Source organism: Curtobacterium sp. MCBD17_023, from assembly GCF_003224415.1.
In the GTDB taxonomy this organism is placed as follows: domain Bacteria; phylum Actinomycetota; class Actinomycetes; order Actinomycetales; family Microbacteriaceae; genus Curtobacterium.
Genome location: NZ_QKLJ01000001.1, coordinates 117033 through 138951, shown reverse-complemented (window position 1 = coordinate 138951; position 21919 = coordinate 117033). Strand labels below are relative to the sequence as shown.

General features: G+C 68.3%; 15 protein-coding genes. 11 read left to right on the top strand and 4 right to left on the bottom strand.

Features of this window, described 5'->3' with window-relative positions:
* Window positions 1–66: 66 nt before the first annotated feature.
* From DEI84_RS00650 to DEI84_RS00640, 3 genes are all read right to left on the bottom strand, one after another.
* The gene (locus DEI84_RS00650; RefSeq protein ID WP_110889294.1) at window positions 67–777 is read right to left on the bottom strand and encodes a DUF4064 domain-containing protein; all 711 of its coding nucleotides are present in this window, start codon (window positions 775–777) and stop codon (window positions 67–69) included.
* 96 nt (window positions 778–873) lie between these two features.
* On the bottom strand, window positions 874–1716 hold the full coding sequence (locus DEI84_RS00645) for a spermidine synthase (protein ID WP_110889293.1): 843 nt from the start codon (window positions 1714–1716) through the stop codon (window positions 874–876).
* Window positions 1709–2083 (bottom strand): hypothetical protein, encoded by a 375-nt coding sequence (locus tag DEI84_RS00640; RefSeq protein WP_110889292.1) that lies wholly within the window; start codon window positions 2081–2083, stop codon window positions 1709–1711. Before DEI84_RS00640 ends, DEI84_RS00645 begins: the two co-directional genes overlap by 8 nt.
* A 366-nt stretch (window positions 2084–2449) precedes the next feature.
* Between DEI84_RS00640 and DEI84_RS00630 the strand changes: the two genes are divergently transcribed.
* From DEI84_RS00630 to DEI84_RS00620, 3 genes are all read left to right on the top strand, one after another.
* Entirely contained in the window at window positions 2450–3019 is a 570-nt protein-coding gene (locus DEI84_RS00630; protein ID WP_110889290.1) for a hypothetical protein, read from the top strand.
* 359 nt (window positions 3020–3378) lie between these two features.
* On the top strand, window positions 3379–6867 hold the full coding sequence (gene rpoB, locus DEI84_RS00625) for a DNA-directed RNA polymerase subunit beta (protein WP_110824269.1): 3489 nt from the start codon (window positions 3379–3381) through the stop codon (window positions 6865–6867).
* A 47-nt stretch (window positions 6868–6914) separates the two neighbouring features.
* Window positions 6915–10796 (top strand): DNA-directed RNA polymerase subunit beta', encoded by a 3882-nt coding sequence (locus DEI84_RS00620; protein ID WP_110824268.1) that lies wholly within the window; start codon window positions 6915–6917, stop codon window positions 10794–10796.
* A gap of 158 nt (window positions 10797–10954) precedes the next feature.
* Here the strand turns inward: DEI84_RS00620 and DEI84_RS00615 are convergent, their stop codons facing one another.
* Window positions 10955–11353, bottom strand: coding sequence for a VOC family protein (locus DEI84_RS00615; protein WP_110889289.1), 399 nt, complete (start codon window positions 11351–11353; stop codon window positions 10955–10957).
* A 329-nt stretch (window positions 11354–11682) separates the two neighbouring features.
* On the opposite strand from DEI84_RS00615, the gene DEI84_RS00610 reads away from it, so the two are divergent.
* The 8 genes from DEI84_RS00610 to DEI84_RS00575 all read left to right on the top strand — a co-directional run bounded on the left by DEI84_RS00610 (window position 11683) and on the right by DEI84_RS00575 (window position 21905).
* Window positions 11683–13353 carry a GspE/PulE family protein gene (locus DEI84_RS00610; RefSeq protein ID WP_110889288.1) on the top strand — a complete coding sequence of 557 codons (1671 nt, stop codon included), beginning with the start codon at window positions 11683–11685 and terminating at the stop codon, window positions 13351–13353.
* 17 nt (window positions 13354–13370) lie between these two features.
* On the top strand, window positions 13371–14984 hold the full coding sequence (locus DEI84_RS00605; RefSeq protein WP_309146376.1) for a type IV pilus twitching motility protein PilT: 1614 nt from the start codon (window positions 13371–13373) through the stop codon (window positions 14982–14984).
* Window positions 14984–16207, top strand: coding sequence for a type II secretion system F family protein (locus DEI84_RS00600; RefSeq protein ID WP_110889287.1), 1224 nt, complete (start codon window positions 14984–14986; stop codon window positions 16205–16207). The genes DEI84_RS00605 and DEI84_RS00600 overlap by 1 nt, the downstream gene beginning before the upstream one ends.
* A gap of 229 nt (window positions 16208–16436) precedes the next feature.
* A complete protein-coding gene (locus tag DEI84_RS16000; RefSeq protein ID WP_309146375.1) occupies window positions 16437–16934 on the top strand; it encodes a prepilin-type N-terminal cleavage/methylation domain-containing protein in 498 nt (165 codons plus the stop codon).
* 81 nt (window positions 16935–17015) lie between these two features.
* Window positions 17016–18452: a prepilin-type N-terminal cleavage/methylation domain-containing protein gene (locus tag DEI84_RS00590; protein WP_110889286.1), complete on the top strand. Its 1437-nt coding sequence runs from the start codon at window positions 17016–17018 to the stop codon at window positions 18450–18452.
* Window positions 18452–19162, top strand: coding sequence for a hypothetical protein (locus DEI84_RS00585; protein WP_110900400.1), 711 nt, complete (start codon window positions 18452–18454; stop codon window positions 19160–19162). The genes DEI84_RS00590 and DEI84_RS00585 overlap by 1 nt, the downstream gene beginning before the upstream one ends.
* Window positions 19162–21090 carry a hypothetical protein gene (locus DEI84_RS00580; protein ID WP_110889284.1) on the top strand — a complete coding sequence of 643 codons (1929 nt, stop codon included), beginning with the start codon at window positions 19162–19164 and terminating at the stop codon, window positions 21088–21090. The genes DEI84_RS00585 and DEI84_RS00580 overlap by 1 nt, the downstream gene beginning before the upstream one ends.
* Window positions 21087–21905, top strand: coding sequence for an A24 family peptidase (locus DEI84_RS00575; RefSeq protein ID WP_110889283.1), 819 nt, complete (start codon window positions 21087–21089; stop codon window positions 21903–21905). Before DEI84_RS00580 ends, DEI84_RS00575 begins: the two co-directional genes overlap by 4 nt.
* Window positions 21906–21919 lie beyond the last annotated feature (14 nt).

Here is a 21919-nt window from a genome sequence, read left to right as displayed (position 1 = left end):
CGCACGGAACGCGCACGGCCCGCCCCGGATGCACCGGGACGGGCCGTGTCGGTCGGCGTCGAGCGGTCAGCGAGCCCCGGCGACGGCGGCGGCGATCGAGGCGCCGTAGGCGACGAAGAACGCGATGCCGGCGAGGACGGCGAGGACGATCGCCAGGACGCCCCACACCCGGCCGCGTCCCGTGGCGGTGGCGATGATGCCCTGCACGAGGGCCCAGAGCCCGATGACGAAGCCGATGCCCGCCACGACCAAGGCGCTGCCGACGGCGCCCATCACGGCGGGGTCCGACATGAGCTCCTGCGACATCTGCTGCTGGTCGACGGTGCCGGATCCGCCGCTGCGCATGAGCTCCCGGAACGACTCGCTCGCCCCGATGCCGCTGCCGAACAACCAGCCGCCGACGGCACCGAGCACGAGGGCCACGATCCCCAGGCCGAACGCCACGACCCCCAGGGTGCGCTTCCGCTTCACCGAGCCGTCGTGCGCCTGCCAGGCGGGAGCGGCGCCGTGCTGCTGGTCCCACTGCTGCGGCTGCCCGTACTGCTGCTGCCCGTGCTGCTGGTGCCCGTACTGGTCGCCGTGCTGCTGCTGCCCGTACTGCTGGTCGCCGTGCCGCTGCTGGCCCCACTGCGGCGCGGACTGCTGGCCGTACTGCTGCGTCGGCTGGTCCTCGTACCGCGGTGCCGAACCGTGCTCGGGCGTGATGCGCTCGCCGTAGCGTGGCTGGTCCTGCTCGCCGTGGCCCTGCGGGGCTGGGGTGCGATCGTCGTTGGTCATCGGCGGCCTCCTCGTGGTGTGCGGTCGCGCGCTGGCGCGGCGTGCCCCCATCCTGGCAGCGTCCGCACCGCGAGGGACGCCGTCCGCAGCCGCTGCTCAGGCGCCGAAGACGGACCGGTTCGGCTCGGGCGACCCGACGGCCGTGGTGTCGGTGACGATGGGCGCCCCCGCGATGAAGGACCGCAGCTCGTCGCCGTGCACGACCTTGCTCGGCAGCGGGTCGGAGGAGTACCGCCGCGGCATCTCCGCGATCGGCAGGGCGCCGGGGGACCCGAGCAGCACGATGTTGCCGAACCGCCGGCCCTTGAGCATCCCGGTGTCCGCGACCACCGCGACGGACGGCAGCACCGACTGCAGCGTCGCTGCCTGCCCACGGGCGAAGGCCAGGCCGGCACCGTCGGCGACGTTCACCGCGACCATGCCGGTCGGGGACAGGAAGGAGGCGACCGAGCGGTAGAACTCCACGCTCGTCACGTGCGCGGGGGTGCGTGCGCCGCTGAAGACGTCGACGACGGCCAGGTCCACGGTGCCGCGGAGACCGGCCGGCAGCTTCTCGAGGACTTCGCGGGCGTCGCCGTACCGCACGCGGATCGAGGCGCCGCGGGGGAACGGCAGGGCGTCCCGCACGTGGTCGACGAGGTCCCGCTCGAGCTCGATGACCTGCTGCCGCGAACCCGGTCGGGTGACCGCGACGTACCGCGGCAGGGTCAGCGCACCGGCGCCGAGGTGCAGCGCGGTGACCGGCCCCGGCGGCAGGAGGTCGATCGCGTGCCCGATCCGCCGGATGTACTCGAACGCCAGGTGTGTCGGGTCCTCGAGGTCGACGTGTGACTGCGGCGTGCCGTCGACCACCAGGGTGAACGAGCCCGGCCGGTGCTTGTCCGGCTCGACCACCGCGTACCCAGCACCGACCCGGAACCCGTCGAACGCATCAGCCATGGCTCGATGGAACACCATCGCGGCCCGCGACCTCGCGGAGGTGCTGCGCCGTCCGCTCCGTGAGGAACGCGCACAGCCGGCCGACCGCCAGGACCTCGGTGGCCAGGGTCATCACCTGCTCCGCGGAGACCTGCGCGTCGGTCTCGCGGGCCTCGAACGTCACGGTCCACTCCGGCGAGCCGCCGATCTCACGCTTCAGGTAGACCTCGGTCCCGGACGTGCCCAGCCGGGCCACGATGAGCGCGGTGTCGATGAGGGAACCGTCCCACGACACGTCGATCGCCCGTGGGTCGGCAGCGTCGCCGGCGTCGTGCGCACGGAACTCCGCGATCCAGCTGGAGAGCTCCTCGCTCGAGAGACTGGGCATGCGACCAGGATACGAACCGCACGCGCGCCGGCCGACCGGTCGTCCGATGGACGCTGGCCGCCGCTGATCCATGCCTCTGCATGGACAATCAGGAGACGCCGAGGTGCACGACGTACCGTCCCGGTGTCCTCGGGCGACGAACGACGTGACCACCCCCACCCCCGGTCGTGTCCGTCGCCCCGGTCGGCCCGACGCCGTCGACGCCCGCCCCGGTCCACGCCGGAGCCCGTCCGCCGCCGTTCCCGACCGCTCCGGACGCAGCCCGACGACGAGCCCCGCCCTCGTCGCGGGCCTCCTCCCCGTGCCGCCGTCCGCCCCGCACCGCCGCACCACGTCCGGGCGACCCGCGCCCGAAGGAGCCCGACCATGTCCACCGACACCCTCTCGATCCCAGTCCGTACCGGACGTCCCGCGCGAGCGTCCGCTCGCACGAGGGAGCCGGGGCGGGCCTCCCGGCCGCTCGTCGAGGACCGCCAGAGCGCGCCGGTCTGGATGCGCGTCGTCGGCGGGGTCGTCCTGGCCGCCGGGCTCGCGCTCACGGCGGCGGTCCTCGCCTGGCCGGGGGACGCGCCCGAGTCGGCGCTCGTCGTCCCCGGGCTCGTCGCCGTCGTGGTCGGCGCACTCGCCCTCGCCGCCCGCGCCGGGTTCACCGTCACCGAGGACGCCGTGGTGCTGCACTTCCGGCCGCTCCCGCCCCGCCGGATCGCCAGACGGCGGATCACGAGGGTCCGGGTGACCGAGGCGGACGCCACCACCTACGGCGGGGTCGGTCTCCGGATCGGTCGCCGCCGCCGGGCACTCGTGCTGACGCCGGGGCCCGGGGTGGAGATCACCGACGACGCGGGACGGACGACCTTCGTGCGGAGCGACCGACCGTGCGACGCGGTCCGTGCACTCGGCGAGGGGGCCGCCGGCGGTGACCGCGCGGGGGAATGAGACCGGCCCGGCGGGGCTTATACACGCCGGACTCGATCTCGGTCAAGCCAGGACTGGACAGCGCACTCGTCCCCGACCTATGATGACAGTTCGCGCTCCCTGGCATCCGTGTCGTCATATTGCGGTCGACCGAGTTCCTCGAAGACGCCTCTCAGCAGGTGCTTCGCAGAACACGCCTGGTGATGCCGGTCCCGTATATGGCGGCGGGGCCCGCTCACCGATCATCCCACAGGCGGCTCCGGACCCGGAGCCTCACCGTACTCGTGTCGTGATCATCGGGTTGCGCCGAGCGATCAATCCACTCACCTACACACTGCTCGTCAGTGTCGGCCCGACGGGGCCTACCGGAGGTCAAACCCTTGGCTGCTGCGCCCAACGCATCCACCAACCCCAAGAACGGTCGCAACCACTCGCGACTCTCGTTCGCCAAGATCACGGACACCCTCACGGTTCCTGATCTGCTCGCCCTCCAGACGGAGAGCTTCGACTGGCTCGTCGGCAACGACGCATGGAAGGCCCGCCTCGCTGAAGGGCAGGAGCAGGGTCGCACCGACCTCGCGCTGCACTCCGGCCTCGAGGAGATCTTCGAGGAGATCTCCCCGATCGAGGACCTCGGCGAGACCATGCAGCTCTCGTTCACGTCCCCGGAGCTCGAGGACCCGAAGTACTCGATCGACGACTGCAAGGAGCGCGGCAAGACCTACGCCGCTCCGCTGTACGTCAACGCCGAGTTCATGAACCACATGACGGGTGAGATCAAGACGCAGACGGTCTTCATGGGCGACTTCCCGCTCATGACCGAGCGCGGCACGTTCATCATCAACGGCACCGAGCGTGTCGTCGTCTCGCAGCTCGTCCGCTCGCCGGGCGTGTACTTCGAGCGCGCCCAGGAGAAGACGTCCGACAAGGACATCTACTCCGCTCGCATCATCCCGTCGCGCGGTGCGTGGCTCGAGTTCGAGATCGACAAGCGCGACCAGGTGGGCGTGCGCATCGACCGCAAGCGCAAGCAGTCCGTGACCGTCTTCCTCAAGGCCCTCGGCCTGACGAGCGAAGAGATCATGGAGGAGTTCCAGGGCTTCGCGTCGATGGAGTCGACCCTCGAGAAGGACGCCGTCCTCACGAAGGAAGAGGCGCTCAAGGACATCTACCGGAAGCTCCGTCCGGGCGAGCAGGTCGCCGCCGAGGCCGCGCGTGCGCTCCTCGACAACTTCTACTTCAACCCGAAGCGCTACGACCTGGCCAAGGTCGGTCGGTACAAGCTCGACCGCAAGCTCGGCATCGACGCCCCGCTGTCCGACTCGGTGCTCACCGTCAAGGACATCGTCGCGACGATCAAGTACCTCGTGTCGCTGCACGCCGAGCGCACCACGATGGACGGCATCCGTGACGGCGAGCCGGTCCAGCTCCGCCTCGACGTGGACGACATCGACCACTTCGGCAACCGTCGCATCCGCGCCGTCGGCGAGCTCATCCAGAACCAGGTCCGCACGGGTCTGTCCCGCATGGAGCGCGTCGTCCGCGAGCGCATGACCACGCAGGACATCGAGGCCATCACGCCGCAGACGCTCATCAACGTGCGTCCCGTCGTCGCTGCGATCAAGGAGTTCTTCGGGACCAGCCAGCTGTCGCAGTTCATGGACCAGAACAACCCGCTCGCGGGCCTGACGCACAAGCGGCGTCTGTCGGCCCTCGGCCCGGGTGGTCTCTCCCGTGAGCGTGCCGGCGTCGAGGTCCGCGACGTCCACCCGTCGCACTACGGCCGAATGTGCCCGATCGAGACCCCGGAAGGCCCGAACATCGGCCTGATCGGTTCGCTCGCGTCCTTCGGTCGGATCAACTCCTTCGGCTTCATCGAGACCCCGTACCGCCGGGTCGTGAACGGTCAGGTCACCACGACCATCGACTACCTCACGGCTTCGGAAGAGGACGACTTCGTCGTCGCGCAGGCCAACGCCCCGCTGACCGACGACTTCCACTTCCAGGACGACAAGGTGCTCGTCCGCAAGAAGGGCGGGGAGGTCGAGCTCGTCGGCAAGGACGAGGTCGACTACATGGACGTCTCGCCGCGCCAGATGGTGTCGGTCGCGACCTCGCTCATCCCGTTCCTCGAGCACGACGACGCGAACCGCGCCCTCATGGGTGCGAACATGCAGCGCCAGGCCGTGCCGCTCCTCCGCTCCGAGTCGCCGCTCGTCGGCACCGGCATGGAGGGCTACACCGCCATCGACGCCGGTGACGTCGTCACCGCCGACAAGGCGGGCGTCGTCTCCGAGGTCTCGGCCGACGCCGTGACCCTGCAGCTCGACGAGGGCGGCACGCAGACCTACTACCTGCGCAAGTTCGACCGCTCGAACCAGGGCACCAGCTACAACCACCGCGTGATCGTCAGCGCCGGTGAGCGTGTGGAGCAGGGCGAGGTCATCGCCGACGGCCCCGCGACGGAGAACGGCGAGCTCGCGCTCGGCAAGAACCTCCTCGTCGCGTTCATGCCGTGGGAGGGCTACAACTACGAGGACGCGATGATCCTGTCGCAGAACCTCGTGAAGGACGACACGCTCTCCTCGATCCACATCGAGGAGTACGAGGTCGACGCCCGCGACACGAAGCTCGGCAAGGAGGAGATCACCCGCGACCTCCCGAACGTCAGCCCGGACCTCCTGGCCGACCTCGACGAGCGCGGCATCATCCGGATCGGTGCCGAGGTCCGCCCCGGCGATATCCTGGTCGGCAAGGTCACGCCGAAGGGCGAGACCGAGCTGAGCGCCGAGGAGCGCCTGCTCCGTGCCATCTTCAACGAGAAGTCGCGCGAAGTCCGCGACACCTCGCTCAAGGTGCCCCACGGTGAAGAGGGCACGATCATCGGCGTCAAGGTGTTCGACTCGCAGGACGGCGACGACGAGCTCGGCTCGGGCGTCAACCAGCGCGTGGTCGTCTACATCGCCCAGAAGCGCAAGATCACCGCGGGTGACAAGCTCGCCGGCCGCCACGGCAACAAGGGCGTCATCTCGACGATCCTGCCCGTGGAGGACATGCCGTTCCTCGCGGACGGCACCCCGGTCGACATCGTCCTCAACCCGCTCGGCGTCCCCGGCCGCATGAACTTCGGCCAGGTCCTCGAGATCCACCTCGGGTGGCTCGCGAAGCAGGGCTGGAACGTCGAGGGCATCCAGGAGTGGGCCTCCGCCCTGCCCGAGGCCGCGCACAGCGCAGCCCCCGGCACGAAGGTCGCCACCCCGGTGTTCGACGGTGCGTACGAGCGCGAGATCGAGGGCCTCCTCGACTCCACGCTCCCGAACCGTGACGGCGAGCGCCTGATCGGTTCCTCGGGCAAGGCGCAGCTCTTCGACGGTCGCTCCGGCGAGCCGTTCCCGGAGCCCGTCTCGGTCGGCTACATGTACATCCTGAAGCTGCACCACCTGGTCGACGACAAGATCCACGCCCGTTCGACCGGCCCGTACTCAATGATCACGCAGCAGCCGCTGGGTGGGAAGGCGCAGTTCGGTGGACAGCGCTTCGGTGAGATGGAGGTGTGGGCGCTCGAGGCATACGGTGCCGCGTACGCCCTCCAGGAGCTCCTGACGATCAAGTCCGACGACATCCTCGGCCGCGTGAAGGTCTACGAGGCGATCGTCAAGGGCGAGAACATCCAGGAGCCCGGCATCCCGGAGTCGTTCAAGGTCCTCATGAAGGAGATGCAGTCGCTCTGCCTGAACGTCGAGGTCCTCTCGGCGGACGGCCAGGCGGTCAGCCTCCGCGACACGGACGACGAGGTCTTCCGTGCCGCTGAAGAGCTCGGCATCAACATCTCCTCGCGGTTCGAGTCGTCGTCCGTCGACGACATCTGATCCCTCCCGTACCGAACACGTTTCGAACTCAGCAAGAGAGAAGAACATTGCTCGAAGCAACTTCCTTTGATGCCATTCGGATCGGTCTCGCGACCGCCGAGGACATCCGCCAGTGGTCGTACGGCGAGGTCAAGAAGCCGGAGACCATCAACTACCGCACCCTGAAGCCCGAGAAGGACGGTCTGTTCGGCGAGCAGATCTTCGGTCCCTCCCGCGACTGGGAGTGCGCCTGTGGCAAGTACAAGCGTGTCCGCTTCAAGGGCATCGTCTGCGAGCGCTGCGGCGTCGAGGTCACCAAGTCCTCGGTCCGCCGTGAGCGCATGGGCCACATCGAGCTCGCCGCGCCCGTCACGCACATCTGGTACTTCAAGGGCGTCCCGTCGCGCCTGGGCTACCTGCTGGACATGGCGCCGAAGGACCTCGAGAAGGTCATCTACTTCGCCGCGTACATGATCATCAGCATCGACGAGGAGGGCCGTCACGCCGACATGCCCGGCCTCGAGAACGAGATGCGCCTCGAGATCAAGAACCTCGAGAACCAGCGCGACTCGATCATCGCCGACCGCCTCAAGAAGCTCGAGGACGACCTCGCAGCCCTTGAAGAGGAGGGCGCCAAGGCCGACGTGAAGCGCCGGACCAAGGACACCGCCGAGAAGGAGATGTCCCAGGTCCGCAAGTCCTTCGACGAGGACATCACCCGCCTCGAGCGCGTGTGGGAGGACTTCCGCAACCTCAAGGTGGGCGACCTCAAGCCCGAGGACGCCGTCTTCCACGAGCTCCAGGACCGCTTCGGGATCTACTTCGACGCCTACATGGGCGCCGAGGCGATCAAGCTGCGGCTCGAGGCCTTCGACCTGGCCGCCGAGGCCGAGGCGCTGCGTCTGCAGATCGCCGAGGGCAAGGGCCAGAAGAAGATCCGTGCGATCAAGCGCCTGCGCGTCGTCAGCTCCTTCCTCGCCACCGGCAACTCGCCGGCCGCGATGGTGCTCGACGTCGTGCCGGTCATCCCGCCGGAGCTCCGCCCGATGGTGCAGCTCGACGGTGGCCGCTTCGCCACGTCGGACCTCAACGACCTCTACCGTCGTGTGATCAACCGCAACAACCGTCTCCGTCGCCTGCTCGACCTCGGTGCCCCCGAGATCATCGTGAACAACGAGAAGCGCATGCTGCAGGAAGCGGTCGACGCGCTGTTCGACAACGGTCGTCGTGGACGTCCGGTCACGGGTACCGGCAACCGCGCCCTGAAGTCCCTGAGCGACATGCTCAAGGGCAAGCAGGGTCGTTTCCGCCAGAACCTGCTCGGCAAGCGCGTCGACTACTCGGGCCGTTCGGTCATCATCGTCGGCCCGCAGCTCAAGCTCCACCAGTGCGGTCTGCCCAAGCAGATGGCGCTCGAGCTGTTCAAGCCGTTCGTCATCAAGCGCCTGATCGACCTGTCGCACGCGCAGAACATCAAGTCGGCCAAGCGCATGGTCGAGCGTTCGCGCGCCCAGGTGTGGGACGTGCTCGAGGAGATCATCCGCGAGCGCCCCGTGCTGCTGAACCGTGCGCCCACGCTGCACCGTCTCGGCATCCAGGCGTTCGAGCCGCAGCTCGTCGAGGGCAAGGCCATCCAGCTCCACCCGCTGGTCTGTGCTGCGTTCAACGCGGACTTCGACGGTGACCAGATGGCCGTGCACCTGCCGCTGTCGGTCGAGGCCCAGGCCGAGGCCCGCATCCTGATGCTCGCCTCGAACAACATCCTCAAGCCGTCCGACGGCCGTCCGGTGACCCTGCCCGCGCAGGACATGATCATCGGTCTGCACCACCTGACGACCGTCCGCGAGGGCGCCGTGGGTGAGGGCCGGGCGTTCTCCTCGGTCGCCGAGGCGATCCTCGCGAAGGACCAGAACACGCTGCACCTCAACGCGATGGTGAAGATCCGCATGACGGGTGTCCACTTCGCCGAGGGTGAGGCGCCGGAGGGCTACGAGGTCGGTCAGCCGATCCTCCTCGAGACCACCCTGGGCCGCGCGCTCTTCAACGAGACCCTGCCGGCGGACTACCCGTTCGTGCAGCGGGTCACCGACAAGGGCACGCTCTCCGCGATCGTCAACGACCTCGCCGAGCGCTACTCCAAGACCGAGACGGCCGCCGCGCTCGACCGGATCAAGGACGCCGGCTTCTACTGGGGCACCCGCTCCGGTGTGACCGTCGCCCTGTCGGACGTCGTGACGCCTCCTCGCAAGAAGGAGATCATCGCGGGCTACGAGGTCCAGGCCGCCAAGGTGCAGGGCGAGTTCGACAAGGGTCTGATCACCGACTCCGAGCGTCGCGCCGACCTGATCAAGATCTGGACCGAGGCCACGAACGAGATCGCGCAGGAGATGCGCGACAACTTCCCGGTCGACAACACCATCAACCGCATGGTGTCGTCCGGTGCTCGTGGTAACTGGCTGCAGGTGCGCAACATCGCCGGTATGCGTGGTCTGGTCAACAACCCGAAGGGCGAGATCATCGCCCGCCCGATCATCAACTCGTACCGCGAGGGCCTGACCGTGGCGGAGTACTTCATCGCCACGCACGGTGCTCGCAAGGGTCTGGCGGACACGGCACTCCGTACCGCTGACTCGGGCTACCTGACCCGTCGTCTCGTGGACGTGTCGCAGGACGTCATCATCCGTGAGGACGACTGCGGGACGACCCGTGGCCTCGAGCTGCCGATCGCGACGGTCGGTGCGGACGGCGGGCTCGTCCGCGACCCGCGCGTCGAGAACACCGTCTACTCGCGCACCCTCGCGACCGAGGCCGTCGACGCCTCGGGCACCGTGGTGGCCGAGGCCGGCGAGGACGTCGGTGACGTCCTCCTCGACAAGCTGCTCGCTGCCGGTGTCGAGAGCATCAAGGTGCGCTCGGTCCTGACCTGCGAGTCGGCCGTCGGTGTCTGCGCGCAGTGCTACGGCCGCTCGCTCGCCACGGGCAACCTGGTCGACATCGGTGAGGCGGTCGGCATCATCGCCGCCCAGTCCATCGGTGAGCCCGGTACCCAGCTGACGATGCGTACCTTCCACACGGGTGGTTCGGCCTCGGCCGACGACATCACGCAGGGTCTGCCCCGCGTGACCGAGCTCTTCGAGGCCCGCACCCCGAAGGGCGCGTCCCCGATCGCCGAGGCCCCCGGCCGCGCCACGATCGAGGACACGGACAAGGGTCGTCGGATCATCCTCACGCCGGACAACGGCGACGAGCCGTTCATCTACCCGGTGCTCAAGCGTGCGACCCTCCTCATCGAGGACGGGCAGCACGTCGAGCTCGGCGAGCAGTTCATCGCCGGCACCGTCGACCCGAAGGAAGTCCTCCGGGTCAAGGGTGTCCGTGAGGTCCAGAAGCACCTGGTCAACGGCGTGCAGGACGTGTACGGCTCGCAGGGTGTGCCGATCCACGACAAGCACATCGAGGTCATCGTCCGCCAGATGCTCCGCAAGGTCACCGTCGTCGACCACGCCGACACCGACCTGCTGCCGGGTGAGCTCGTCGACCGGTCGCGCTACAACGCGATCAACCGGGCGGCGCTGCAGGAGGGTCGCAAGACCGCCTCGGCTCGCCAGGAGGTCATGGGCATCACGAAGGCGTCCCTCGCGACCGAGTCGTGGCTGTCCGCCGCGTCCTTCCAGGAGACCACCCGCGTCCTGACGCAGGCGGCCATGGAGGGCAAGCAGGACCAGCTCGTCGGCCTCAAGGAGAACGTCATCATCGGTAAGCTCATCCCCGCCGGGACGGGCCTCAGCCGGTACCGCGACGTGGACGTGAACGCGACGGAGGAAGCGAAGGCGGAGCGGTACCCGAACCGCATCTTCGCGGACGACTCGTCGTTCTCGGACGCCGACCTGAGCTTCGTCGACTTCGACAGCTTCTCGTCGGACGACTTCACGCCGGGTACGTACAACTGAACCGAGTGACCCCCAGGAAGGGCCCCGCATCCGTCAGGATGCGGGGCCCTTCCCCGTAGTGGGCCGGGTCCGTAGCGGGCGGAGCCCGTTGTGGGCGGAGCCGGACGGGAGGCCCGGGGCGGCCCCGTCACGGGCCTCCCGGCCTGCCGTCCAGATCCCTAGACGGGGCGGTCGGCGCCGCTGTCGCGGCCACCCGATCCGCGCCCGCGCTCGTCGGCGAGCGAGTACAGGCTGAGGACGTTGCCGTCCGGGTCACGGACGTCGAACCAGTCGACCGCACCGTCGACGCACTCGACCGGACCCACGTCGATGCCGAGCGCGGCGATCCGGGCGTGCTGGGCGGCCACGTCGTCGACGCCGAAGCGGACGGTCGCCGGGTTCTCGTCGGCATCGGGGTCCTCGAGGAGCTGGATCCAGATCCCGCCGACCTCGTACTCGGCGATGCCCTCGGTCGGTTCGAGGTCCGGCTCGAGTCGTTCGAACACCGCGCCGTACCAGAGGCAGGACGCCTCGAGGTCGGTGACGGGCAGCCCCACGGTCACGCTCGTGATGTCCATGCCTCATCATGGTCCCTGCTCACCGGGTGCGTCGAGGGGTCGCGACCTCCCCGCCACAGCCGGTTCCGCGCGCCGACCGTCCACAGGAGGATCCGGTCGGGAACGCGAGGCGATCGGTGGGGCTGATGCTGTCGGTCATGCGCGTTCGCCGTCACCTCGATACCCGTCGGTACCCCTGTTCTGGGTCCAGCAACAACTCCTCCGCCCCCTCCTTCTGGGACTGCTCCGGGAGCGTGCCCGGACGTACCGTGGACGAGCGTCGTACCCCTGGCGGCGCGCATCGAACCACGCCGCTTCGGCGCGCCCGGCAGCAAGGAGGTACAGGGCTCATGGCAACCCTGTCCGAGATCCTCATCCTCAACGGTGCGCTCCCCATCGAGTACCTCGACGCCATGACCGGCCACGAGGACGTCGACGAGCAGGCGATCCGCTCCCTGGTCGAACAGGGCGTGGTGAGCGAGGCGCAGTACATCACCGCGCGCGCCGCCTCGCACAACTCGAAGACCGTCCCGCTCACCGACTACCCGGTCGACGGCACCGCGGTCTCGGTGCTGCCCGCACCGCTCTGCCGCCGGCACTCGGTCCTCGGGATCGGGTTCGAGGGGGAGACCCTCGTGCTCGCCATGGTGAACCCGGCGAACGTCCTGGCGATCGACGACGCCCGCGCGGCCTCCGGTCGCCCGATCAAGCCCCTGCAGGTCGACGAGCGCGACCTGCTCGCCGCGTTCGACCGGTACCTCCGTGCCGACGACGAGCTCAACGACCTCACCTCCTCGCTCGAGGAAGAGGCCTCGCGCTCGAACGAGCAGCAGGCGGACATCGGCGACGGCTCCCTGGACGACGTGCCGATCGTGCGCTTCGTGAACCTGCTCGTGTCCCAGGCGATCCAGGACCACGCGTCCGACATCCACATCGAGCCCGGCGAGCACGAGGTCCGGGTCCGCTACCGCATCGACGGCGTGCTGCACGAGATGACCCCGGCGCCGAAGAACATCCAGAACGGCGTCATCAGCCGGCTCAAGATCATGAGCGACATCGACATCGCCGAGCGTCGGAAGCCGCAGGACGGCCGTATGTCCGTGCGGCACGGTGGTCGGCAGATCGACCTGCGCGTGGCGACCCTGCCGACCGTGTGGGGCGAGAAGGTCGTCATGCGGATCCTCGACAACACGAACACGTCGTTGACCCTCAAGGACCTCAACCTGCTCGACCGCAACGCGGCGGCGTACCAGAAGTCCTACTCGAAGCCGTACGGCATGATCCTGGTCACCGGCCCGACCGGTTCCGGCAAGTCCACGACGCTGTACACGACGCTCAACGCCGTCGCGAAGCCGGAGATCAACGTCATCACGGTCGAGGACCCGGTCGAGTACCGGATGGCCGGCGTCAACCAGGTGCAGGTCAACCCGAAGGCCGGTCTGACGTTCGCGTCCGCCCTCCGCAGCATCCTCCGGTCCGACCCGGACGTCGTGCTCCTCGGTGAGATCCGTGACCACGAGACCGCGCAGATCGCGATCGAGGCGTCCCTCACCGGCCACCTCGTGCTCTCCACCCTGCACACGAACGACGCCCCCTCGGCCGTCACCCGCCTCACCGAGATGGACATCGAACCGTTCCTCGTCGGGTCCGCCCTCGACTGCGTCGTCGCCCAACGCCTCGCACGCAAGCTCTGCGACCGCTGCAAGGTGCCCGCCGTGTACGAGGCCGAGCAGCTGCACGCCCTCGGGTTCCTCGACGCACCCGACGCCGCCGTGCCGGACTTCTTCGCCCCCCTCGGCTGCTCCGTGTGCTCGAACACCGGGTACCGCGGGCGCATCGCACTGCACGAGGTGATGACCGTGACCGAGGAGATCGAGCGGCTCGCCGTCGCCCGTGCCTCGAGCGCGGAGATCGGCCGTGTCGCCCAGCAGCAGGGCATGCTCACCCTCCGGATGGACGGGTGGGAGAAGGTCAAGCTCGGACTCACGAGCGTCGACGAGATCCTGCGCGTGGTCGCGTAGCCCTGGAGGACGAGCAGATGACCGAGTCCGTCTACGACGTGACGCCCGCCAGCGACGAGCCCGTGGCCGGCTGGCACCCCGGGACGCCCGGCATGCCCGGGGTCGAGGTCGGCGGTCGCCGTGCCGCACGCCTCGCGCAGGCCGCGCAGGCGGCACCGACCTCGTACCCGCCCGCCGCGGCACCCGTGTCGTCGGCGGCCGTCTACGACCTCGGCGACGACCTGACCGCGTGGTCCGCGCCGGTCGGGCAGCCCGTCGCCGTCCCCGTCGCGCAGCCGCAGGCCGTGCCGGCGACCCCGCCGGCCGCGGTCCCGCCGTCGACCGCCAGCTACGGGTACGACCCGTACCAGGCGACCGAGCGGTTGCCGGTGGCGGCCGCGGCCGCGACCACGAGCCTCCCGAGCGTCGCGCCGCACGCGCCGACCCAGGTGGTCACGCCGACCGGCAGCCCCGAGATCAACTTCACCCGCCACGCGCGCGAGGTGGCCGACTCCGACCTCATCACCGCCCTCGCGCAGGTCGTCTACCAGGGCGCATCGGACCTGCACGTGACCGCGGACGCCCCGCCGACCGTGCGGGTCGACGGGTCGCTCCGACCCGCCGTGCCGGGAGGCCCGTGGGCCCGCAACAAGGTCATCGCCGCGCTCAAGACGCTCCTGTCGAGCGACCAGGCGGCGCAGTTCGACCAGGAGCAGGAACTCGACTTCGCGTACTCGCTGTCGCCGGAGTACCGCTTCCGCGTGAACTTCTACCAGCAGCGCGGCAACTGGGGAGCGGCCTTCCGCATCATCCCCACCAAGATCAAGACGCTCAAGCAGCTCGGTATCCCCGAGCACGTCGGGGAGTTCTCCAAGCTGTCCCGCGGGCTCGTCCTCGTCACCGGGCCGACCGGCTCCGGCAAGTCGACGACCCTCGCCGCGCTCATCGACCTCGTCAACGAGACCCGTGCCGACCACATCGTCACGGTCGAGGACCCGATCGAGTTCATGCACGAGCACAAGAAGGCGATCATCAACCAGCGGGAGGTCGGTGCGGACACCCACTCCTTCGCCCGCGCGCTCAAGCACGTCCTCCGCCAGGACCCGGACGTCATCCTCATCGGCGAGCTCCGCGACCTCGAGACGATCTCGGTCGCGCTGACCGCCGCCGAGACGGGCCACCTCGTCTTCGCGACCCTGCACACGCAGAGCGCTCCCGGCACGATCGACCGCGTCATCGATGTCTTCCCGCCGCACCAGCAGGGGCAGATCCGCACACAGCTCGCGGCGACGCTCGAAGGCGTCGTCTGCCAGACCCTCGTCCCGAAGGCGAACGGCACCGGGCGCATCGTGTCCACCGAGATCATGAAGACCACCCCCGCCATCGGCAACCTCATCCGCGAGGGCAAGACGTACCAGATCACCTCGGCCATGCAGGCCGGGCGGGACGCGGGCATGCACACCATGGACCAGGACCTGGCCGAACTGGTCAACGTCGGCACCATCACCCGCAAGGCGGCGCTCGAGAAGGTCCACGACCTCGAGGGCTTCGAACGGCTGGTGCAGCGCGTCGAGTCGCCGTCCGAAGAGTCCGCTTCGGCGATCGCCGCGAGCGGGATCGACTTCGGCGACAAGTTCTCGGGAGGTTACTGATGTCCCTCGCATTCGACTACCGGGGCCGTGACGGCGCAGGCAAGGTCGTCAAGGGCAAGCTCGACGCCGCCAGTGAGGGTGCAGCGGTCGCCCGACTCCGCCTCATGGGGATCTCTCCGATCTCGCTCGCGGAGGCGAAGGCCGGCACTGGTCTGCAGACCGAGATCAAGATCCCCGGCTTCGAGAAGCACGCCGGGCTGAAGGACCTGTCTATCATGGCCAGGCAGGCGTCGACGATGCTCTCGTCCGGGCTGTCGCTCCTGCGAGCGCTGACGATCCTCGCCGACCAGACCGAGAACAAGAAGCTCAAGGACATCCTCGGCAAGGTGCGCGACGAGGTCGAGCAGGGCGTCTCCTTCTCCGACGCCGTCGGGAAGTACCCGGTGGACTTCCCACCGATCATGATCAACATGATCCGGGCGGGCGAGACCGGCGGCTTCCTCGACAAGGCGATGGACTCGATCGCGACGAACTTCGAGAAAGAGCACAAGCTCCGCTCGACCATCAAGTCGGCGATGACCTACCCGACCGTCGTGCTGATCATGTCGCTGTTGAGCGTCGTCATCATGCTGATCTTCATCGTCCCGATCTTCCAGGACATGTTCTCGTCGCTCGGGGGGAAGCTCCCGCTCCCGACGATGATGCTCGTCTACGCATCGCACGCGATGGTGTGGGTCGGGCCGATCCTCGCCGTGGCGATCATCGTCGGGTGGGTCTGGTACCGCGCCAACAAGAACACCGACCGTGTCCGCGGGTTCCTCGACCCGATCCAACTGAAGCTCCCGGTGTTCGGCGTCCTCAGCAAGAAGATCGTCATCGCCCGTTTCGCCCGCAACTTCTCGAACATGATCGGCGCCGGCGTCCCCATCCTGCAGGCGCTGAAGATCGTCGGTGAAGTCTCCAACAACATCGTGGTCGAACGGGCCCTGGGCCGTGTCGCGGAATCGGTGCGGAAGGGTGAATCCATTTCCGAACCCCTCGGCAAGGAGACGGTCTTCCCGCAGATGGTGTCACAGATGATCGCCGTCGGTGAAGACGCGGGTTCCATGGAGATCATGCTCGAGAAGATCGCGATGTTCTACGACGCTGAAGTGGAATCGACGACCGAAGCGCTGACGTCATTGATCGAACCATTGCTCATCGCATTCCTCGGCGTCGTCATCGGCGGAATGATCGTGGCGCTCTACCTGCCGATCTTCCAGATCACGTCCCTCATCCACTGACCACCGAACGGCTCCCTGCCCCGCACTCGAGGGGTGGCGGAGCCGTTTGCTGTGACCCACAGGTGGGGGTGAGCCGATGTGTTCCACCCCCGGTACTGGGGGCATTTCCCTGCGCTTTGGCCCCCGTTCTCGGGATTATGCGGCAATTCCGCCGTGAATACGCTCGACGGTGGCGGCAGAGCACAGCCCCGAACATTCCTCAATCAACTCCCGAAAGAGTGGAAACACCATGTACGCAGCACTCATGGGCAAGCTCAACGCTCGCCGCAAGGGGCTTCTCGAAGAGGGCGAGAAGGGCTTCACCCTGATCGAACTCCTCGTCGTCGTCATCATCATCGGCATCCTCGCCGCGATCGCCATCCCGGTGTACCTGGGCGTGCAGAAGAACGCGCAGGACTCGGCGACGCAGACCGACGTGACGAACGCGAAGATCGCGGTCGTCTCGGCGCAGACGAACCTCGGCAAGCTGCCGGGGGACGTTGCTGACTTCGACGCCACCGCGCGCGCAGCCAAGGTCGACAGCACCGGAACCCAGACCTGGACCGACGCCGGTGTGACCCGGTCCGCCAACACGTCGAAGCTCACCTACAAGGCCGGTGCGACCGCTGGCGCGTACTGCGTCGCGGGGAAGAGCTCGAACGACACCGTCTTCTTCGCGACCAACGAGGTCGGCACGACGAAGGTCGCCGGCACCACCACGTTGCCGACCACCTGCACCGCTCCGTAACGCACCACCCGCCGGTGTGGCCGTGGTGACGCATCGTCGCCACGGCCACACCGCTGTACGACCGAGACGAGAGGAGCCGCCATGTCCCGCATCCACGCCGCGCTGACCCGGCGGCTCGCCGCAGACTCCGGTTTCACCATCACCGAGGTCCTGGTCGCGATGATGGTGTTCGCCGTCATGTCGATCGGTCTCGCGTACGGCATCACGAACGCGCTACTGCTCACGCAGGAGAGCCGTTCCCGTCAGACCGCTCTCAACCTCGCGTCACAGGACCTCGACAAGCTCCGGTCACTGGCGAACCCCTTCGAGATCCGCTCGACGACCGGTGACACGGAGCAGCCCTTCACGGTGGGGCAGCAGGACTACACGTTGTCGCGGACGACGCAATGGGTCGACAGCGCCGGCCGGTCGAGCTCGTGTGGCACCGACGGCACGACGCTCGCGTACAAGAGCATCACGAGCACCGTCAGCTGGAAGAGCGGCCGGGGCAAGCCCCTGTCGGTCTCGCTCGACACGCTCATCGCGCCGAGTTCGCGCATCAACGCGGACGGCACCGGGGCCATCCTCGTCACGATCCGGAACGCGGCCGGCACCGGCGCAGCCGGAGTCCCCGTGACCATCACGGCGAACCCCGGCGGAGGTGGCGCCGCGGTCACCGCACCGGCGGTCACCGACGGTTCGGGATGCACGTACGCGCTGAAGGTCCAGCCAGGGACGTACACGGTCTCGGCTTCCACCCCTGGTGGGATCGACTCCAGCCAACAAGAAGTCGCGAAGAACCAGAACGTCTCGGTGTCCGCGGGGACCGACGCCGCGGTGACCTTCACCTACGACCAGGCGCACACGTTCCAGGTCGCGTACGGCACGAGCTACCCAGGTGGTACGGCGAAGCTGCCGACGAACCTCACGACGACGCTCTACAACGGCGTCGGCGGTAGCTCGTTCTTCGCCGGGACCCCGACGACGATCAAGGCTTTTCCCTACCAGGACGGCTACCAGGTCATGGCCGGTGCGTACGTCGATGCCGACGGTGGTGGCACCGCGACGTGCCTCAGCCCCAACCCCGGCAAGTGGACGACGGCGACGAACGGTGCGATCGGACAGGCGCCCGAGGCGGTCGACGCCGCAGCCGGCGTCGCGGATCCTCCCGGTAAGCGGGTCACGGTCCCCATGGGCATCGTCACCGTGCCGATCGACAGCGGCTACCCGTACATCACGGCGGTCAGTGACAGTGCGGCTCCCGACTTCGACCCCGGCTGCAACGCGCCGAGCCCGAAGACCCTGACGTTCTCGGGCCTCGCGGCCGGGAATGCCACCATCGCGCTGCCCTACGGCACCTGGTCGCTCTACGAGACGAAGGCACTGGGTTCGACCGCGTCCTCGAACAGCAAGAACCTCGTCCAGACGGCCTCGAGCAAGATCACCTACCCCAACGGTGGCGGTCAGACGAACAACGCCGGGTTCCTGGTCTTCAAGTGGGGCGACACCGTGACCCTGGATCCACGGAAGGTGCCGTGATGCTGCGGCAGGTACTCCGACGAGCGCGTCATGACGACCGCGGCATCAGCATGGCCGAGCTGTTGGTCGCGTCATCCGTCTCCGTGCTCATCCTCGCCACCCTCGGCGGGTTCTTCGTCGCGTCGATCCGAGGGAGCGCGTCGAACGCCAACACCGACACGAACCTCCGTCAGGCGACGAACAGCATCAACGCCATGTCCCGGTACCTACGCGCGGCGACGACCCGAGCGGTGCCCACGAGTCTGGTTCCGGACGCGGCAGTCGTGAAGGCGACGCCGACGGATCTCACGTTCTACGCGTACATCAACCTCATCGACGACGCGGACATCGCGAAGCGCACGGCGGAGAAGCCCGTGCTCGCGCGGTACTACGTCGACTCCGCATCCCGGCAACTCGTCCAGCAGTTGTCCGCCTGCAGTGCCGACGCCAACGGGTACTACTCGTGCCCGGCAGTGACCAGCACGACGCGCCTGGGCGGTCCGATCGCCTCACCGACGTCCGACGGCGTCGCACTGTTCACCTACCAGAACGCGGACAGCGGGAGTCTGGCACCGGTCGGTGGTCAGCTCAGCGCCTCAGACCGCGCCGCCGTCCGCTTCGTCACCGTCAACCTCGAACTCGGTTCGGCCACTCCAGGCGCAGGGAGCAACGCGCATCTGCAGAACACCGTCGGGCTGCTCAACCTCGGGCGGGCAGGGGCCATCTCGTGATGCGTCGGATCGTTGCCTTCTTCACGCGGGCACGGGACGCCCGCGGCGGGGACGACGCGGGCATGGCACTCGCGTCGGTCATCGGTCTCGGCGCGGTCCTGATGATCCTCGTCGCCACGATGGCCTCGGTGTCGGTGAGCGGCTCGGTGAAGTCCGCCGCAGACCGGAGCTGGAACCTCGCGATCCAAGCTGCGTACGCGGGACTCGCTGATTACCAGAGTCGCCTGACGGCCGACAACAGCTACGAGCTCGTCGGCAACGCGAGCGCGGCCTTCAGCGGTACGAGCGCGTTCTCGAAGGACTGGTCGGCGAACCCCGCATTCGCCACGTCCGGCTCGCGCTGGGCGGAGGTCGTCAACAGCGGCGGTCGCGCGCAGTTCCGCTACGAGGTCGACAACACCGACTACACGGCCGAGGGGGTCGTCCGCGTCCGCGTCACCGGCAAGGCGGGTGGTGTGACCCGCTCGATCGTGGCGGACCTCAAGGGCGACGGCTTCGTCGACTACCTGTACTTCACCGACTACGAGTCAAGCGATCCGTCGATCACCGGTGAGACGCAGGACGGCGACTCGTCGAAGCTGTGCATCCCGCAGCACTACAGCACGGACGGAAACCTGTACGACGCGAACAAGGCTTGCTCGCCGGTGCAGTTCACCAAGGACGACACGCTGACCGGGCCGGTGCGGACGAACGACACCTTCCTGCTCTGCGGCACGACGTTCACGTCCACGGTCCAGTCGACCGCGGGGGACGGTGTCTTCCGGACGCCGTTCACGAACGGCTCGACGGGCGACCGGAACTGCCGTGCGACCGCGACGTTCGGCGGCGGCGTGCCGAAGAACGTACAGTCCATCGATCCGCCGTCGACGATCGCGAACATGGGGCAGGAGGCCCGCACGGACGACCGCGTGAACGTCCCGCGTCCGGGGTGCCTGTACACGGGCCCCACTTCGTTCGTGTTCGCCGGCAACAGGGTGACCATCAAGTCGCCGCTCAGCCAGGCGACCCAGTACAAGCTCAACGGCTCCGGAAAGCCCCAGGCGGACCGCAGCGGTGACGTCCTCTGCGGGTCGCCCGCGGCACTGCGCAGCGCCAGCGGTGCCACCATCCCCGTGCTCGACGACAACCTCGCCTACGTGCAGACCGTGCCGACGGACCCACAGGACCCGAACTACACGAAGCCCGGCGACGAGCGCTCGGCCATCGGGACGATGTGCCAGGTCGGCCAGACGTACGGGAACGGACTCGGCTACCCGAAGCCGAACGAGTACGTCGGCAACGCCGGCGCGAACGGGCTCTACAACTGCCGCGCGGGCGACGCGTTCGTCGCCGGGACGGTGAACGGCAAGATGACCGTGGGCGCAGCGAACTTCCTGTACGTGACGTCGAACATCACGTACGCGGCAGGGACGCAGAGTGTGCTCGGTCTCGTCGGACAGCGTGCGGTCACGGTCTACAACCCGATCTCGTGCAACAAGTACCAGACGACGCGCAGCAACAACCAGACCATCACACTGAAGACCTGTGACACCGCGACGTCGTCGACAGGACAGCTCCAGTACGGGGCGGGGTCGAACATCACGATCAACGCGGCCATCGCCAGCAACACCGGGACGTTCCAGGTTCAGAACAACGCGTACGGACCGCGCATGGGCGACCTGACCGTGCTCGGGTCCATTGCGCAGAAGTTCCGCGGAACCGTCGGCGTCACCTACTCCACGACGGACTGGCGAGGTCAGAGCGTGTTCGATCACCAGACAGGCTTCACGAAGAACTACGGGTACGACAACCGCTTCCAGAGCATCGCGCCGCCGAAGTTCCTGCAGCCCGTGAGCACGAGCTACGGCATCACGACACAGGTCGAGGTGAACGCGGCATACCGTGCCGACGGCTCCTGTGCTCGGGCCAGCTCCGGAGACTGCCAATGACAGCGCTCTTCACCGGCTCCACCGCCGTGCTCGGACTGCTCATCGGGTCCTTCTTGAACGTCGTCGTGTACCGCGTACCCGCTGGCATGTCGGTCGCGCGGCCGGCGAGCGCGTGCCCCCGGTGCGGCCACGAGATCCGCGGGATCGACAACGTGCCGGTGCTCTCGTGGCTCGTCCTCCGGGGGCGCTGCCGTGACTGCAGCGCGCCCATCTCGGTCCGGTACCCAGCTGTCGAACTCACAACAGCGGTTCTCTTCGGCGTCGTCGCCCTCGCCTTCGCGCCGGCCGGCATCGGGAACGGTGCGGCGGTCGGTCGTGTCGCGGTCCTGTCCGCACTGCTCTACCTCATGGCGGCCAGCGTCGCCCTGGCCCTCATCGACCTCGACACACACCGCCTCCCGAACGCCATCGTCCTGCCGGCCTACGCGGTCCTGGCCGTCCTCCTGAGCGGAGCGTCGGTCCTCACGGGGGACTGGGGCGCCCTGGTGCGTGCTGTCGTCGGGCTCGCCGGTCTCGGTGGTGTCTACCTGGTGTTGGCACTCGCCGTCCCGGGCGGGATGGGCCTGGGCGACGTCAAGCTCGCCGGCGTCCTCGGGTTCGTCCTCGCGTACCTCGGATGGGGACCCCTCGCAGTGGGAGCTTCCGCAGCGTTCCTGCTCGGCGGTACGTTCTCGATCGTGCTCCTCCTGTCCGGCCGTGCCGGGCGACGGAGCGGGATCCCCTTCGGTCCCTGGATGCTCGCCGGCGCATGGACCGGCATCTTCCTCGGCCCCACGATCTGGGCTGCCTACCTCGGCGCCCTCGGACTCGGCTGATCGCCGCCAACCCA

Coding starts and splice junctions, on each gene's coding strand:
- DEI84_RS00605 (WP_309146376.1), top strand. CDS start 13,371: ATGACCGAGTCCGTCTACGACGTGACGCCCGCCAGCGACGAGCCCGTG.
- DEI84_RS00640 (WP_110889292.1), bottom strand. CDS start 2,083: ATGCCCAGTCTCTCGAGCGAGGAGCTCTCCAGCTGGATCGCGGAGTTC.
- DEI84_RS00580 (WP_110889284.1), top strand. CDS start 19,162: ATGCGTCGGATCGTTGCCTTCTTCACGCGGGCACGGGACGCCCGCGGC.
- DEI84_RS00585 (WP_110900400.1), top strand. CDS start 18,452: ATGCTGCGGCAGGTACTCCGACGAGCGCGTCATGACGACCGCGGCATC.
- DEI84_RS00590 (WP_110889286.1), top strand. CDS start 17,016: ATGTCCCGCATCCACGCCGCGCTGACCCGGCGGCTCGCCGCAGACTCC.
- DEI84_RS00610 (WP_110889288.1), top strand. CDS start 11,683: ATGGCAACCCTGTCCGAGATCCTCATCCTCAACGGTGCGCTCCCCATC.
- DEI84_RS00650 (WP_110889294.1), bottom strand. CDS start 777: ATGACCAACGACGATCGCACCCCAGCCCCGCAGGGCCACGGCGAGCAG.
- DEI84_RS00645 (WP_110889293.1), bottom strand. CDS start 1,716: ATGGCTGATGCGTTCGACGGGTTCCGGGTCGGTGCTGGGTACGCGGTG.
- DEI84_RS16000 (WP_309146375.1), top strand. CDS start 16,437: ATGTACGCAGCACTCATGGGCAAGCTCAACGCTCGCCGCAAGGGGCTT.
- DEI84_RS00615 (WP_110889289.1), bottom strand. CDS start 11,353: ATGGACATCACGAGCGTGACCGTGGGGCTGCCCGTCACCGACCTCGAG.
- DEI84_RS00600 (WP_110889287.1), top strand. CDS start 14,984: ATGTCCCTCGCATTCGACTACCGGGGCCGTGACGGCGCAGGCAAGGTC.
- DEI84_RS00575 (WP_110889283.1), top strand. CDS start 21,087: ATGACAGCGCTCTTCACCGGCTCCACCGCCGTGCTCGGACTGCTCATC.
- DEI84_RS00630 (WP_110889290.1), top strand. CDS start 2,450: ATGTCCACCGACACCCTCTCGATCCCAGTCCGTACCGGACGTCCCGCG.